This window comes from Lysobacter enzymogenes (genome assembly GCF_900106525.1).
Taxonomy (GTDB): domain Bacteria; phylum Pseudomonadota; class Gammaproteobacteria; order Xanthomonadales; family Xanthomonadaceae; genus Lysobacter; species Lysobacter enzymogenes.
Map to the genome: position 1 here is coordinate 1 of NZ_FNOG01000001.1, position 13,255 is coordinate 13,255.

At 69.7% G+C, this 13,255-nt stretch carries 10 protein-coding genes and 1 pseudogene; 5 read left to right on the plus strand and 6 right to left on the minus strand.

Going from position 1 to position 13,255, the window contains the following annotated elements:
- Positions 1-452: 452 nt before the first annotated feature.
- The 3 genes from BLU84_RS00005 to BLU84_RS00015 form a co-directional block, all read right to left on the minus strand.
- On the minus strand, positions 453-1,124 hold the full coding sequence (locus BLU84_RS00005) for a methyltransferase domain-containing protein (protein WP_074861555.1): 672 nt from the start codon (positions 1,122-1,124) through the stop codon (positions 453-455).
- A gap of 167 nt (positions 1,125-1,291) precedes the next feature.
- On the minus strand, positions 1,292-1,906 hold the full coding sequence (locus tag BLU84_RS00010; RefSeq protein WP_074861556.1) for an SGNH/GDSL hydrolase family protein: 615 nt from the start codon (positions 1,904-1,906) through the stop codon (positions 1,292-1,294).
- An 11-nt stretch (positions 1,907-1,917) separates the two neighbouring features.
- Positions 1,918-3,168, minus strand: a complete 1,251-nt coding sequence (locus BLU84_RS00015; RefSeq protein ID WP_074861557.1) for an aminotransferase class I/II-fold pyridoxal phosphate-dependent enzyme — start codon at positions 3,166-3,168, stop codon at positions 1,918-1,920.
- Positions 3,169-3,401: 233 nt separating this feature from the next.
- Between BLU84_RS00015 and rsgA the strand changes: the two genes are divergently transcribed.
- A complete protein-coding gene (gene rsgA, locus BLU84_RS00020; RefSeq protein WP_074861558.1) occupies positions 3,402-4,532 on the plus strand; it encodes a ribosome small subunit-dependent GTPase A in 1,131 nt (376 codons plus the stop codon).
- 90 nt (positions 4,533-4,622) lie between these two features.
- Entirely contained in the window at positions 4,623-5,897 is a 1,275-nt protein-coding gene (locus BLU84_RS00025) for a flavohemoglobin expression-modulating QEGLA motif protein (protein ID WP_074861559.1), read from the plus strand.
- A 222-nt stretch (positions 5,898-6,119) separates the two neighbouring features.
- Here BLU84_RS00025 and phbB read toward each other — a convergent pair whose 3' ends face one another.
- The 3 genes and pseudogenes from phbB to BLU84_RS00040 form a co-directional block, all read right to left on the minus strand.
- Positions 6,120-6,860: an acetoacetyl-CoA reductase gene (gene phbB, locus BLU84_RS00030; RefSeq protein WP_074861560.1), complete on the minus strand. Its 741-nt coding sequence runs from the start codon at positions 6,858-6,860 to the stop codon at positions 6,120-6,122.
- A gap of 122 nt (positions 6,861-6,982) precedes the next feature.
- Positions 6,983-8,320: pseudogene (locus BLU84_RS00035) on the minus strand (CitMHS family transporter); the annotation flags it as partial.
- Positions 8,321-8,424: 104 nt separating this feature from the next.
- Positions 8,425-9,621: an OprO/OprP family phosphate-selective porin gene (locus BLU84_RS00040; RefSeq protein ID WP_074861562.1), complete on the minus strand. Its 1,197-nt coding sequence runs from the start codon at positions 9,619-9,621 to the stop codon at positions 8,425-8,427.
- 354 nt (positions 9,622-9,975) lie between these two features.
- Between BLU84_RS00040 and BLU84_RS00045 the strand changes: the two genes are divergently transcribed.
- From BLU84_RS00045 to BLU84_RS00055, 3 genes are read left to right on the plus strand one after another with little or no spacing between them, the layout of a single operon-like run.
- Entirely contained in the window at positions 9,976-10,680 is a 705-nt protein-coding gene (locus BLU84_RS00045; RefSeq protein ID WP_074861563.1) for a response regulator transcription factor, read from the plus strand.
- On the plus strand, positions 10,673-12,091 hold the full coding sequence (locus BLU84_RS00050; RefSeq protein ID WP_074861564.1) for a sensor histidine kinase: 1,419 nt from the start codon (positions 10,673-10,675) through the stop codon (positions 12,089-12,091). Before BLU84_RS00045 ends, BLU84_RS00050 begins: the two co-directional genes overlap by 8 nt.
- A complete protein-coding gene (locus BLU84_RS00055; RefSeq protein WP_083382199.1) occupies positions 12,088-13,233 on the plus strand; it encodes an ABC transporter substrate-binding protein in 1,146 nt (381 codons plus the stop codon). Before BLU84_RS00050 ends, BLU84_RS00055 begins: the two co-directional genes overlap by 4 nt.
- The last annotated feature ends 22 nt before the right edge of the window (positions 13,234-13,255 follow it).

Sequence of the window (13,255 nt, forward strand, 5' to 3'; positions counted from 1 at the left end):
TCTCCCGAAGCTCGCAACCTTCACGCCGTCATTCCGGCGAAAGCCGGAATCCATTTTGATGTTGTTTGTGCTTCTGTCGTAGCAACGAGCGACGACCCGCCAAGATCAACAGCTTCCGTCCGCAAGCGGCCGGGTCACTTTCTTTGTCTTGCCAAAGAAAGTAACCAAAGAAAGGCGCTTTCCTTGTTTTCGAATCAAGAGCCACTAAGGTTCGGAGCGGGCGCGGGGATGCGCCACACAGGCCATCCATGGCCTGGGTGGCGCACGGCGCGCGTCCTGCGCGCCGCCCTTCGGGTCTACGGTTGTCTGTGGCGAGTTCGGGGCGGCGGGGGGAGCTAAGGTCAACGGCAACAGCAACATGGATTCCGGCTTTCGCCGGAATGACGGGCTCGTGGTGTGTCGTCGTCGTTGCGTTGGCGCAAACGCAATCGGTACCGCCGCTACCGCCCGGCTCAATCCTTCGCCGCGACGATCCGCCAGTTGTTGAACGGCGTGCGCCCGAACAATGGGGTGAATTGGACGCGCAGGCCGGCGGCTTGCAAGCGGGTTTTCAAGGCTTCGCCGTCGGGGTAATAGCGCGGCATCGCGTTCATCCAGCCTAGCGCGCGCGAGAACAGGTCCACTGCGCGGGTGATGCGGGCGCGGCCGGTGCCGTCGTCCAGGCCGGTGCGGATCACCAGGCGCGCGCCGGGCGTCAGCATCGCGATCATCGCGTCGATCGCGCGGGCTTGGGCGGGGTAGGGGATGAACTGCAGCACGTCCAGCATCGCCACGCTGCCGCGGTGGTCGGGCAGTTCGCGCGCCAGGTCCATGACCGCGAAGCGCGCCTCGTTCAGGCCGACTCGCGCCGCGGCGCGGCCGGCGCGGCGGATCTTGGCCGCGTCGCTGTCGACGCCGCGGTAGTCCAGGGCGATGCCGTCGGCGCGCAGGGTGTGGGCCAGCAGGCCCAGGCCGCAGCCCAGGTCGAGCAGCGGCGCGCGGGTGCCGCGCAGGGCTTGGCTGACGCCCGGATAGAGCGGGTCGCTGCCGAGCTTGGCGCGGCTGTAGTAGTAGTCCCAGCGATTGCCGAGCGGGTGTTCGGGCAGGTAGGCGCGCGCGATCCGCACGGCCTGGCCGGGGGGCATGGCTTGTACCGCTGAACTCATCCTCGGCGTACATCCTCCGGCGTCGTCGTCGCCGGTACCCGCAGTGTGGCATCGGCCGGGGCCGCGCGGGAACCGGCGCGGATGCCGGAGCCGACGACCGCGGCAGCAGGATTACCGATAAAAACGTCTCGGCGCCGGCGCCGCGTTCAGTCGCGGCCCAGCAGGCCCTGCGCCACCGGCAGCGCCCGTTCGGTCCAGCGCGCGTACATCCGCGCCGAGGGATGCAGCCCGTCCTCGGCCAGCATCGTCGGGTCGGACGCCAGTTCGCGCGACAGCGGCGCGATGTCGACGAAAGCCACGCCGTGGCGCGCGCAGATCTCGCCGGCGGTGATGTTGTACACGTCCAGTTCGGCGCCGATGGTCGCCGCGCCGCGCTTGTCCTGGGCGCCGAACGGGGTCGCGCCCCAGTCGGGGATCGACAGCGCCAGCACCCGCTCGGGGCGGCCGCGGGCGTAGCCGATCGCGCGTTCCAGCAGTTCGCGGTACTCGCCGGCGTATTGCGCGGCGCTGCGGCCGCGGTACTGGTTGTTGACGCCGATCAGCAGGCTGACGAAGTCCCACTCGCCCAGCGGTTCGGCCAGATCCAGCGCCAGCGTCAGTTCGTCGGTGGTCCAGCCGGTGGTGGCGATGATGCGCGGCGCGTCCAGCTCGATGCCGTGCGGGCGCAGGCCGGCGGCCAGTTGCACCGGCCAGCGGCCCGATTCGGCGACCGCCTCGCCGATGGTGTAGCTGTCGCCCAGCGCCAGGTAGGAGCGCGCCATCGCCGCCGCGCTCAGGCGACGGCGGCGCGGTTGGCGCCGGCGCGCTCGACGTGGCGGTCGAGTACGCGCTCGATGCGCACGAACACCTCGCGCACGTCCTCGGGCTGCGGCAGCAGGGTGACGCGGAAATGATTGCGGTAGGGCACGTTGAAGCTCGAACCCGGAACCACCAGCACGTCCTCGGTTTCCAGCAGTTCCAGCGCGAAGCGGTGGTCGTCGAAGCCTTGCGCGGCCGCGCCGGTCACCGCCGGGAAGGCGTACAGCGCGCCGGCCGGGGCGACCAGTTGCAGGTGCTTGCTCGCCTCCACCGCCTCGATCACCGCGCGGCGCGCTTCGAACAGGCGCCCGCCGGGCTGGCACAGCGGGGTGATGGTGTCGGCGCCGTCGAGCGCGGCTTCGATGGCGAACTGGCCCGGCACGTTGGCGCACAGGCGCAGCGCGCCGAGCAGGTCCATGGCGTGGTGGAACTCGCCGGTGACCACGGGATCGCCGGACAGCACCGCCCAGCCCACCCGCCAGCCGCAGGCGCGATGCACCTTGGACAGGCCGCCGAAGCTCAAGCACGGCAGATCGCCCGCGATCGGCGCCACCGGCTCGAACTTCGCGTCCCCGTACAGGATCGAGTCGTAGATCTCGTCGCACAGCAGCAGCAGCTTGTGCTTGGCGGCGATGGCGACGATGCGCTCGATCAGCGCGCGGGGATAGGCCGCGCCGGTCGGGTTGTTCGGGTTGATCAGCACGATCGCGCGGGTGCGGCTGGAGACCAGTTGCTCGATCTCGTCCGGATCCGGCAGGAAGCCGTTCTCCGGCTGGCAGCGGTAGTACACCGGGCGGCCGTCGTTGAGGATGGTCGCGGCCGACCACAGCGGGTAGTCGGGCGAGGGCAGCAGCACTTCGTCGCCCGGGTTGAGCAGGGCGCGCAGCGACAGGTCGATCAGCTCGCTGACGCCGTTGCCGACGAACACCCGCTCGGGCGAGGCGTTGGGCGTGCCGCGGCGCTTATAGAAGGCGGCGATGGCCTCGCGCGCGGCCGGCAGGCCCTGCTGGTGGGTGTAGGGGTCGGTGTCGGCGATGCGCTCGGCGATGGCGCGCTGCAGGTGTTCCGGGGCGCGGAAGCCGAAGGCGCCGGGGTTGCCGATGTTGAGCTTGATCTGCTTGCGTCCCTGGGCTTCCAACTCGCGAGCTCGCCGGGCCAGTTCACCGCGGATTTCGTAACGGACTTCGGACAGGCGTTCGCGGGTTTTCAAAGGCGGCTGGGACATCGGAGCGGAAAGGGCAGTGGGCGAACGCCCAGCCTAGCCGAATCCGCCCCGGTAAACAGCCTGAATCGCCGTTGCGCAGGGGCCAGGGGGCCGACTTGGCGCACAACTTCGCCGCGCCGGCCGCCGCGGCGGCGGCTGCAAGCGGTTTCCGGCAAAGTCCGGCCGGCCGGCGGCAGCGAAACCCTGCGGCGGCCTATGTAGAATCGCGCCATGCCCATCCGCCCCCCGCGCCTTTGACCCCCGAGCTGGCCGCCCTGCAGGCGATCGGCTGGCCCCTGGAGGCCCGCCCGGGCGAGACTCCGCTGCCGGCCGACCCGGCCTGGCAGCAGCTTCTGGCCGAACAGCCCCAGGCCCGCCCGGCCCGGGTGATCGAGCAGCACCGCAGCGGCTATGTGGTGTCCGACGGCCCCGACAGCGCCGGCTTCCCGGTCGATTCCCTGCCCGAATGGCAGCGCCCGCGGTTCCCGCCGGAACAGCGCCCCGGCGTGGGCGACTGGCTGCTGATCGAGCGCTCGGGTTCGCGCGACAAAGTCGTGGCGCTGCTGCCGCGGCACAGCGCGATCAAGCGCGGCGCGGCCGGCGAGCATTACAAGCAGCAGCTGATCGCGGCCAACATCGACACCGTGTTCGTGGTCTGCGGGCTGGACGCCGACTTCAATCCGCGCCGGATCGAGCGCTATCTGCTGCTGGTGCGCGGCGGCGCGGAGCCGGTCATCGTGCTGACCAAGGCCGACGCGGCGCTGGCGGCCGACCCGGACGCGGTGACCCAAGCCACCGATGCGCTAGTCGAGCTCAGCCAGGGCGTGCAGGTGCGCGCGGTCAACGCGCGCGACCACGGCAGCGTGCGCGAGGCGCTGGCGCCGTGGCTGGGCCCGGGCCGCACCGTGGTGCTGGTGGGCTCCTCCGGCGCCGGCAAGTCGACCATCACCAACAGCCTGCTCGGCATCGAAAAGATGAAGACCGGCGCGGTGCGCGAAAGCGACGCGCGCGGCCGCCACACCACCACCCATCGCGCGCTGATCCCGTTGCCCTCGGGCGCCTGTTTGATCGACACGCCGGGCATGCGCGAGCTCAAGCCGACCGGCGAGGAAGACATCGGCGAGAACTTCGCCGACGTCGAGGCGCTGGCCGAGCAGTGCAAGTTCCGCGATTGCTCGCACCACCGCGAGCCCGGCTGCGCGGTGCGCGCGGCCATCGAGGGCGGCAAGCTCGATCCGCAGCGCTTCGCCAACTACCTCAAGCTGCGCGACGAAGTTGCCGGCGCGGCCAACAAGCTGGCCAGCCGGCGCGCGCAGAAGTCCGAGGAGAAAGTCCTCGGCAAGGCCTTGAACAAGCGCCTGGACGAGAAATATGGGAAGCATTGAGCGCGCGCCGCGTCGCCCGCTCGCCGCCTGGCCGCATGCGGCGCCGTTGTTTCCCTCCCCGCACTTCCTCCCTCCGCAAGAGGCCGCCGCATGAGCGCCCTCCCGACCGACCTGTCGCCCGACCTGCTCCACCACGCCCAGCTCGACGCGCGCATGGTCCGCGCCGCGCGCGGGATCAAGCTGCTGACGATGGTGAGCTGGCCGGCCGGGCTGGAAGCGCAGTTCCTCGCCGACTACGCGCGCGGCGCCGCGGTCTCGCCGGTGATCCACTACCCCAAGCACGATTTCAGCGAAGTGCGCGCCGAGCTGGAGGCGATCGCCGCGGCCGCCGACCGCGACCATCCGCTCGGCGAATACCTGATCGAATCGGCGCATTCCTGGGGCATCGCTGCGCAGTTGCTCGAATGCCTGGGCACCAACCAGGTCGCCGACTACTCGGTGCAGTTGTTCGGCAAGCCCGACGTGGCCCTGCCGGGCCAGGGCCCGAGCACGCGCGAGGCCGCCAACCACTTCATCTCCATCGCCAACGAGCTCGATCGCGAGCTGATGTCGCCGGCCGAGACGGTGGAGATTTCGGCCACCGCGCTGAGCCTGCAATTGCAGCGCGACCTCGACGACTACTTCGACGCGCGGGTGATCGAAGTCGTGCTCGACCCGGACCTGATCGCCAAGGCCGCCGCCGGCGCCACCCGCATCCGCCTGCGCAGCGGTGCGGCCTTCAGCGACTACGACCGCCACCAACTGCTGCAGCACGAGGCCTTCGTGCATTCGCTGACCGCGCTCAACGGGCGCGAGCAGCCGGTGCTGCCGAGTCTCGCCTTGTCGTCGCCGCGCAGCACCGCCACGCAAGAAGGCTTGGCGACTTTCGCCGAACAGATCACCGGCAGCATCGACATCGGCCGGATGAAGCGGCTGAGCCTGCGCATCGACGCGGTGGCGATGGCGCTGGACGGCGCCGACTTCATCCAGGTGTTCCGCTATTTCATCGACGCCGGGCAGACGCCGGAAGAAAGCTTCGCCTCGGCCCAGCGCGTGTTCCGCGGCGTGCCCACCAGCGGCGGCGCGGCCTTCACCAAGGACACGGTGTACCTGCGCGGCCTGGTCGGCGTGCACACCTTCTTCCGCTGGGCGCTGCGCCAGCAGAAGCTGCACCTGTGCCGCTGGCTGTTCGCCGGCAAGATGACCCTGGGCGACGTGCAGCGCTTCGAGCCGCTGTTCCAGGCCGGCGTGCTGGCGCAGCCGCGCTGGATGCCGGCATGGATCACCCGCGCCAACGGGCTGGCGGGGATGCTGGCGTTTTCGCTGTTCGCCAACCGGATTCGGTTGGATCACATGGCCGAAGGCGATTTCAGCGAGATCGGCTGAAGGGTTGCGGCTGTATCCGTACCCGAATCCGAATCCGAATCCGTCATTCCGGCGAAAGCCGGAATCCATTTTGATCTTGCTCGTTCGCTTACGATGCTGTTCCGGTGAGGGAAGCAAAGTCAAAATGGATTCCGGCTTTCGCCGGAATGACGGGTTTTGGGGGCGGTGAGCAGTTGGAACACGGGTTATCGCCGCGATGTCGAACCAAGCGCCGCCGCCGCTTCAACCCATCTGCAGACCGCCGTTGACCGCGTAATCCGCCCCGGTCACGAACGCCGCATCGTCGCTCGCCAGCCACGCGCACAGGCTCGCCACTTCCTCCGGCTTGCCGAGCCGGCGTACCGGCACCGAGGCGGCCAGACGGTCGAGCACGTCCGGCGGAAACGCGCTGATCGCGGCGCTGGCCACATAGCCGGGCGAAATCGTATTGACCGTGACCCCGCGCGCGGCGAATTCCTGCGCCAGCGCGCGGGTGAAGCCGTGCATGGCCGCCTTGGCGGTGGCGTAGTTGACCTGACCGATCTGGCCCTTCTGCGCGCTGACCGAGCCGATGTTGACGACCCGCCCCCAACCACGCGCGGCCATGCCGTCGACCACCTGCTTGGTGATGTTGAACAAGGTATTGAGGTTGCCGGCCATCACCGCGTTCCAGTCGTCGCGGCTCATCTGCCGGAACAGCACGTCGCGGGTGCCGCCGGCGTTGTTGACCAGCACGTCGACCTCGCCGACCTCGGCCTTGACCTTGGCGAACGCGGCCACGGTCGAATCCCAGTCGGCGGCGTTGCCTTCGGAGGCGATGAAGTCGTAGCCCAACTCGCGCTGCTCGCGCAGCCAGCCGGCCTTGCGCGGCGAGTTCGGGCCGCAGCCGGCGACCACGGTGTGGCCGCTGTCGGCGAGCTTGCGGCAGATCGCCGTGCCCAGGCTGCCCATGCCGCTGGTGACGTATGCGATGCGGAGAGTCATGACATCAGGTTCCTGTGGGTAAGCCCCCTGTAGGAGCGGCGCGAGCCGCGACAGCGACATTCGGCTTGCGTCGTAAGCGCGAGGTCGCGGTCGCGGCTCGCGCCGCTCCTACAGGAGAGGCATCAAGCGGCGAAGGGATACAAGGCGAACGCGAGCGAAGCGAACATCAGGATCAGCGAGATCAGCACCGCCCACTTCAGGGTGAACTTCTGGTGGTCGGCGAAATCGACGTTGGCCATGCCGACCAGCAGATAGGTCGACGGCACCAGCGGGCTCAGCAGATGCACCGGCTGCCCGGCCAGCGAGGCGCGCGCCATCTCCACCGGGGTGATGCCGTAATGCCCGGCCGCCTCCGACAGGATCGGCAGCACGCCGAAATAGAACGCGTCGTTGGACATGAAGAAGGTGAAGGGCATGCTGGCGATCGCGGTGATCACCGCCAGGTACGGGCCCCAGGCATCGGGGATCACCGCCAGGAAGCTGCGCGACATCGCCTCGACCATGCCGGTGTTGGACAAGATGCCGGTGAAGATGCCCGCGGCGAAGATCAGCGACACCACCGCCAGCACGTTGCCGGCGTGGTTGCCAATGCGCCGCCGCTGTTCGGCCAGGTCGGGGTAGTTGATCACCAGCGCGATCGCGAAGCCGATCATGAACAACACCGGCAGCGGCAGCAGGCCGAGGATCAGCGCCGCCATCAGCGCCACCGTCAGCGACGCGTTGACCCACAGCAGCTTGGGCCGCTTGGTGTCCTCGCTGTCGGCCAGCGTGGGCAGGTTGTCGCTGGCGGTGTCGAGCTCGGGATTCCAGTCGGCGGCGTGGCCGTCGAGGGTGACGATGCCCAGGCGCTTGCGCTCGCGCAGGCCCAGGTACCACGCCAGCAGCAGGATGCTCAGCAGCGACACCACCATCGCCGGGATCAGCGGCACGAACACTTCGCTAGGGTCCACGTGCAGCGCGGTCGCCGCGCGCGCGGTCGGCCCGCCCCACGGGGTCAGGTTCATCACGCCGCTGGCCAGGATGGTCACGCAGGTGAGGTTGAGCGCGTTCATGCGCAGGCGCTGGAACAGCGGCAGCATCGCCGAGACGGTGATCATGTAGGTGGTCGAGCCGTCGCCGTCGAGCGAGATCAGCATCGCCAGCACCGCGGTGCCGACCACGATCTTGACCGGGTCGCCCTTCACCAGCTTGAGGATGCGCTTGACGATGGGGTCGAACAGACCGGCATCGATCATCACCCCGAAGTAGAGGATGGCGAACATCAGCATCACGCCGGTCGGCGCGATCTTCTTGATCCCCTCGATCATCATCTCGCCGATGCCGGCGCCGAAACCGCCGGCCAGGGCGAAGGCGATCGGAATCACGATCAGAGCCACCAGCGGCGACAGCCGCTTGCTCATGATCAGATACATGAAGGTGAGGACCATGCCGAAGCCGAGGATGGTCAGCATTGAAGACTCCGTTGAAGCGGGAAGTGAGCGAAGAGGAGCGGGGAGCGAGCGAAAGCGTGGGGGAGGGAAGTTCGCTCTCGCTCGCTCCGCGCTCCTCTTCGCTCACTCCTGTTCTAGAAGTCGTACTGGAACCGCCCGGTCAGCGCGCGCGTGCGGTCGAGCGTGACGCCCGCGAGTCGGTCGCGATTGCGGCTTTCGATCCAATCGAACATGAAGCGCAGGTTCGCGCGCAGGTGCCAGTTCACGCCGAGGCTGGTCTGCTCCATCGACACGTCGCTGAAGTTCGCCGCGCCGTTGAGGTGCTGCTTGCCGCGGATGGTGTCGTAGCGCGCCGCGACCACCCAGGCGCCGCCCGGGCGCGAAGGCTTGACCCGGCCGAAGCGGCCGGTCTTGGTGTCGTAGGGCATGTTCTCGCCGGTGACGAACCAGCCGAGCGTGCCGTAGGCCGAGCGGATCTCGCCGCGCTGGCTGCCGTCGTCGAAGTCGGCGCCGCTGAGTTCGGACTGCAGGTACACCGGGCCGCGCGCGAGCGCGAATTCGAGCGAGTACTTGTCGACGTCGGTGTCCAGGCCGCGGTTGAAGTTGACCAAGGTCGCGCGGCTGTTGTCGGACAGATGCCCGGCCGGGCGCGGCGCGATGCGCAGGCCGTTGGCGCCGTCGCGGCCCGGATGGTCGTAGTACTCGCGCGCCAATGACAGGCCCAGGTGCACGGTGTCGCCGGTGTCGTGGCGCGGCGCCCAGGTGCCGCGCGCGCCGAGAGCGCGGCCCTTGACCTGCCACACGTCGATGCTTTCCAGGCTGTAGACGCTGCCGCCGATGGTGTATTGGTCGCGCGCGGTGATCCACGCCGCGCCCAGGCGATACAGCGGCGCGACCGAGCTGGCGAACATGCTGCGTTCCATGAACACGCCGTAGTTCGAGCTGATCCGGTCGTCGAGGGTGAAGTACTGCTTGAACTGGCCGATGGTCAGCTTGCCGGCCTTGAAATCGCGGGTGACGTAGACGTCCTTGGCCTCGACGTTGTCGCCGCTGAACTTGTCCTGCAGGCCGGCGAAATCGCCTTCGATCTTGTAGCCCCAGCCGTAGAACTTGCCCGAGACGTCCAGCCACAGCCGGCGCACTTCGGTGTCGTCGGGATTGGGCGCGCCGCGCCGGTCGTTGTCGAACTCGGCGAAATCCCAGTGGATGCGGCCGCCGAGTTCGGCGGTCACCGGGCGTTCGTCGTCGCCTTCGGCGGCGGCCGCCGGGGCGGCGCACGCGGCGAGCAGGCACAGCGCGACGCACGCGCCGGCGTGGGGGGCAACAGCCATCGATTTCTCTCCCGACCCTTCTTTTCCCGCCTCTTTCCGCGCACAACGGCGCGGTGGGCGCTTATAGTTGGGTCGGCCCGGACGGCTCTCCCAACCCCTCCAGCGCAGGCTAGGCGCTCGAAGCTGTCAAAGACCTGTCATCGCCCGGTGGCTTTTCGTTTGTCGTTCCAGTGCTTTTGCCCGTCGTGCGCACGCTTTGGCTCGTCATCCCCGCGAAGGCGGGGATCCAGAGACTTCAGAGTCATGCCACGGTGAAGCCCTGGATCCCCGCCTGCGCGGGGATGACGAGCCAGGGCCTTCGGCGCGATTCGAACCACCGCAGCCGACTTCGAGCAGACGCGAGGACTACATCGAGTGCGCATCCTGTTGGTCGAGGACAACGCGGATCTGGCCGACGCCATCGTCCGGCGCATGCGCCGCGACGGCCATGCCGTGGACTGGCAGAGCGACGGCCTCAAGGCCGACAGCGTGCTGCGCTACCAGAGCTTCGACCTGATCGTGCTCGACATCGGCCTGCCGCGGCTCGACGGCCTGGGCCTGCTGGCCGGCCTGCGCGATCGCGGCGACGCCACGCCGGTGCTGATGCTGACCGCGCGCGACGGCATCGACGACCGCGTGCGCGCGCTCGATTCCGGCGCCGACGACTACCTCAGCAAGCCCTTCGATTTCCGCGAGTTCGAAGCGCGCTGCCGGGTGCTGCTGCGGCGCAACCGCGGCCAGGCCGCGGCGGTGGTGCAGGTCGGCGGCTTCGCGTTCGACGCCGGCGCGCACCGGGTCACGCTCGACGGCGAAGCGGTCGAACTGCCGAACCGCGAGTTCCGCCTGCTGGAAATCCTGATCGGCAAGCTCGGCCAGGTGGTCAGCAAGGACGAGATCGGCAACGGCCTGTTCGGCTTCGACGACGAAGCCGGGCCCAATGCGATCGAGCTCTACGTCGGGCGGCTGCGCAAGAAGCTGGCGGCCGCGCCGCTGCGCATCGTCACCGTGCGCGGCGCCGGCTACATGATCGAGGCCGGTTCGAACGACGCCGGCGCCGGCGAAGGCGGCGCCGATGGCTGAACCCGCGCGTGCCGCGGCCGGACGCCGCGATTCGATCCGCAAGACCTTGCTGATCTACCTCGGCGCGCTGTCGCTGATCGGCGCGGCGCTGCTGTTCCTGGCCGCGCGCAGCTACGGCCGCGCCGCCGCCGACCGTTCCTACGACCACTTGCTGATTTCCTCGGCGCTGTCGATCGCCGATTCGGTCGCGCTGGTCGACGGCCAATGGCAGGTCGATCTGCCGTACGCCGCGCTCGATCTGCTGGCGATGGCGCCGGAGGATCGCGTCTATTACCGCGTCTCCAGCCGCGAAGGGCCGACCATCACCGGCTACGCCGACCTGCCGGCGCCGCCGAGCCTGCCGCGCGACGGCCAGCCGCGCGTGTTCGATGCGCTGTACCGCGGCGAAAACACCCGCTTCGTCGCGGTCTCGCGCTGGGTCGCCGGGCCGGCCTCGCAGGGCCAGGCCATCGTCCAGGTCGGCCAGACCCGGCGCGCGCGCGAAGCGCTGGCCGACGACATGGTGCTGCGCGCGCTGGTCGCCATCGTGGTGCTGTCGCTGGCGGCGCTGGCGCTGGTGTGGATCGGCGTGTATCGCGCGCTGCGCCCGCTGCAGCGGCTGGAGCGCGAGCTGTCCGAGCGCGATCCCTCCGACCTGCGCCCGGTCGCGCGCGAAGTGCCGGCCGAACTCGACCAGACCGTGGAATCGCTCAACCGCTTCATGGCCCGGCTGTCGGCCAGCAACGAAACCCTGCGCGCGTTCATGGGCGAGGCCGCGCACCAGATGCGCACGCCGCTGGCCGCGCTGCGCGCGCAGGCGCAGCTGGCGCTGGACGAGGACGACCCGGCCGAACAGCGCCGCAGCCTGGAGACCATCGAACGCAATGCCAGCCACATGAGCCGTCTGCTCAACCAGTTGCTCAGCGACGCCAGCGCGATCCATCGCGCCAACCTGCAGCAGTTCGAAACCGTGGACCTGGCCGAGCTGCTGCATCAGGCGATCTTCGAAGCGGTGCCGCAGTCCGGCCCGCGCCCGGAGCTGCGCCTGGCCGCGACCAGCGAGGTCGCGCGCGTGCGCGGCGACGCGCTGCTGCTGCGCGAGGCGATCAAGAACCTGATCGACAACGCGCTCAAGCACGGCCGCGCGCCGCTGCAGATCGCCCTGACCACGGCGGGCGAGGGCGCCGCGCCGCTGGCGGGGCCGACCGCAGTGCTCACCATCGCCGACCACGGCCCCGGCATCGCCCCGGCCGACGCGCAGACCGTGTTCGAGCGCTTCGCCCGCGGCCGCGACGCCGCCGCCGGCGGCGCCGGGCTGGGGCTGGCGATCGTCAAGCGCATCGTCGAGGCGCATGGCGGGACGATCGATCTGAGCAACCGCGTCGGCGGCGGGCTGGTGGTGACGTTGCGGTTGCCGAGGGTGCTGGTATGAAGGACGAGAAGCTGACGGCGAGGAATGAAGGAAGAGTGCGGCGGCGGGCGTTTCGCTCGTTCCTCGCCTCTGTGCTCGCGTTTGCGGCCTTCGCCGCCGCGGCCGAACCCGGCGACGTGCGCACCTTCAAGAGCCCGCAAACCACCACCGCCCACCTGCGCATCCACGGCTCGACCGACATCGAGAACTTCGCCGCGGTCATCGCCGATTACCAACGGCTCAGCCCCGGCACCGAGGTCGAGTATTCGGATCTGGTCGCGCAGGACATCTACAGCCGCTTCCTGCGCACCGCGCCACGGCAACGCCCCGACCTGTTGATCAGCAGCGGCATGGACCTGCAGACCAAGCTGGCCAACGACGGCCACGCCCTGGCCCACCGCTCGCCGGCCACCGCCGGGCTGCCGGCGTGGTCGCAGTGGCGGCACGAGGCCTTCGGCATCAGCTACGAGCCGATCGTCATCGTTTACAACAAACGTTTGTTGGCCCCGGCGCAGGTGCCGCGCACCCGCCGCCAGCTGCTGGCGCTGCTGCGCGACCCGGCGGCGAAACTGGCCGGCCGGGTCGGCACCTACGACGTCGGCCGCAGCAGCGTCGGCTACCTGCTGGCCACCCAGGACCACCAGCTCGGCAGCATGGCCGGGGCGCTGCAGGCCGCGCTCGGCGACAACCGGGTGGTGCTGGAGGAGCGCACCGGGCCGCTGCTGGACCGGGTCGCCCGCGGCCAGCTGGCCCTGGCCTACAACGTGCTGGGCTCCTACGCCCAGGCCCGGATCGACGCCGGCGCCCCGCTCGGCATCGTCCTGCCCGAGGACTACACCCTGGTGCTGCTGCGCACCGCGCTGATCCCGCGCGAGGCCGCCAACGCGGTCGAGGCCGGGCGGTTCCTGGACTATCTGCTGTCGCCGCGCGGGCAGGCGGTGCTGGCCCGCCAGGTCGGCCTGCAGCCGATCCGCTCGCCCAGCGGCGCCCCGCTGGCGCCGCAGGCCGGCGACGGCGCGCGGGTGCGCGCGCTGCGGCCGATCCCGCTCGGGCCGGGCCTGCTGGTCTATCTGGACGCGCTCAAGCGCCGGCAATTCCTCGACGCCTGGCGCAGCACGGTGCAGCCGCAGACGGCCAAACCGGCCGCGGCGGCGGGGCCGTAGTGCGCCGCCGCATGCCCGCCAT

Coding starts and splice junctions, on each gene's coding strand:
- BLU84_RS00005 (WP_074861555.1), bottom strand. CDS start 1,124: ATGCCCCCCGGCCAGGCCGTGCGGATCGCGCGCGCCTACCTGCCCGAA.
- BLU84_RS00050 (WP_074861564.1), top strand. CDS start 10,673: ATGGCTGAACCCGCGCGTGCCGCGGCCGGACGCCGCGATTCGATCCGC.
- BLU84_RS00015 (WP_074861557.1), bottom strand. CDS start 3,168: ATGTCCCAGCCGCCTTTGAAAACCCGCGAACGCCTGTCCGAAGTCCGT.
- BLU84_RS00040 (WP_074861562.1), bottom strand. CDS start 9,621: ATGGCTGTTGCCCCCCACGCCGGCGCGTGCGTCGCGCTGTGCCTGCTC.
- BLU84_RS00010 (WP_074861556.1), bottom strand. CDS start 1,906: ATGGCGCGCTCCTACCTGGCGCTGGGCGACAGCTACACCATCGGCGAG.
- BLU84_RS00055 (WP_083382199.1), top strand. CDS start 12,088: ATGAAGGACGAGAAGCTGACGGCGAGGAATGAAGGAAGAGTGCGGCGG.
- BLU84_RS00025 (WP_074861559.1), top strand. CDS start 4,623: ATGAGCGCCCTCCCGACCGACCTGTCGCCCGACCTGCTCCACCACGCC.
- phbB (WP_074861560.1), bottom strand. CDS start 6,860: ATGACTCTCCGCATCGCATACGTCACCAGCGGCATGGGCAGCCTGGGC.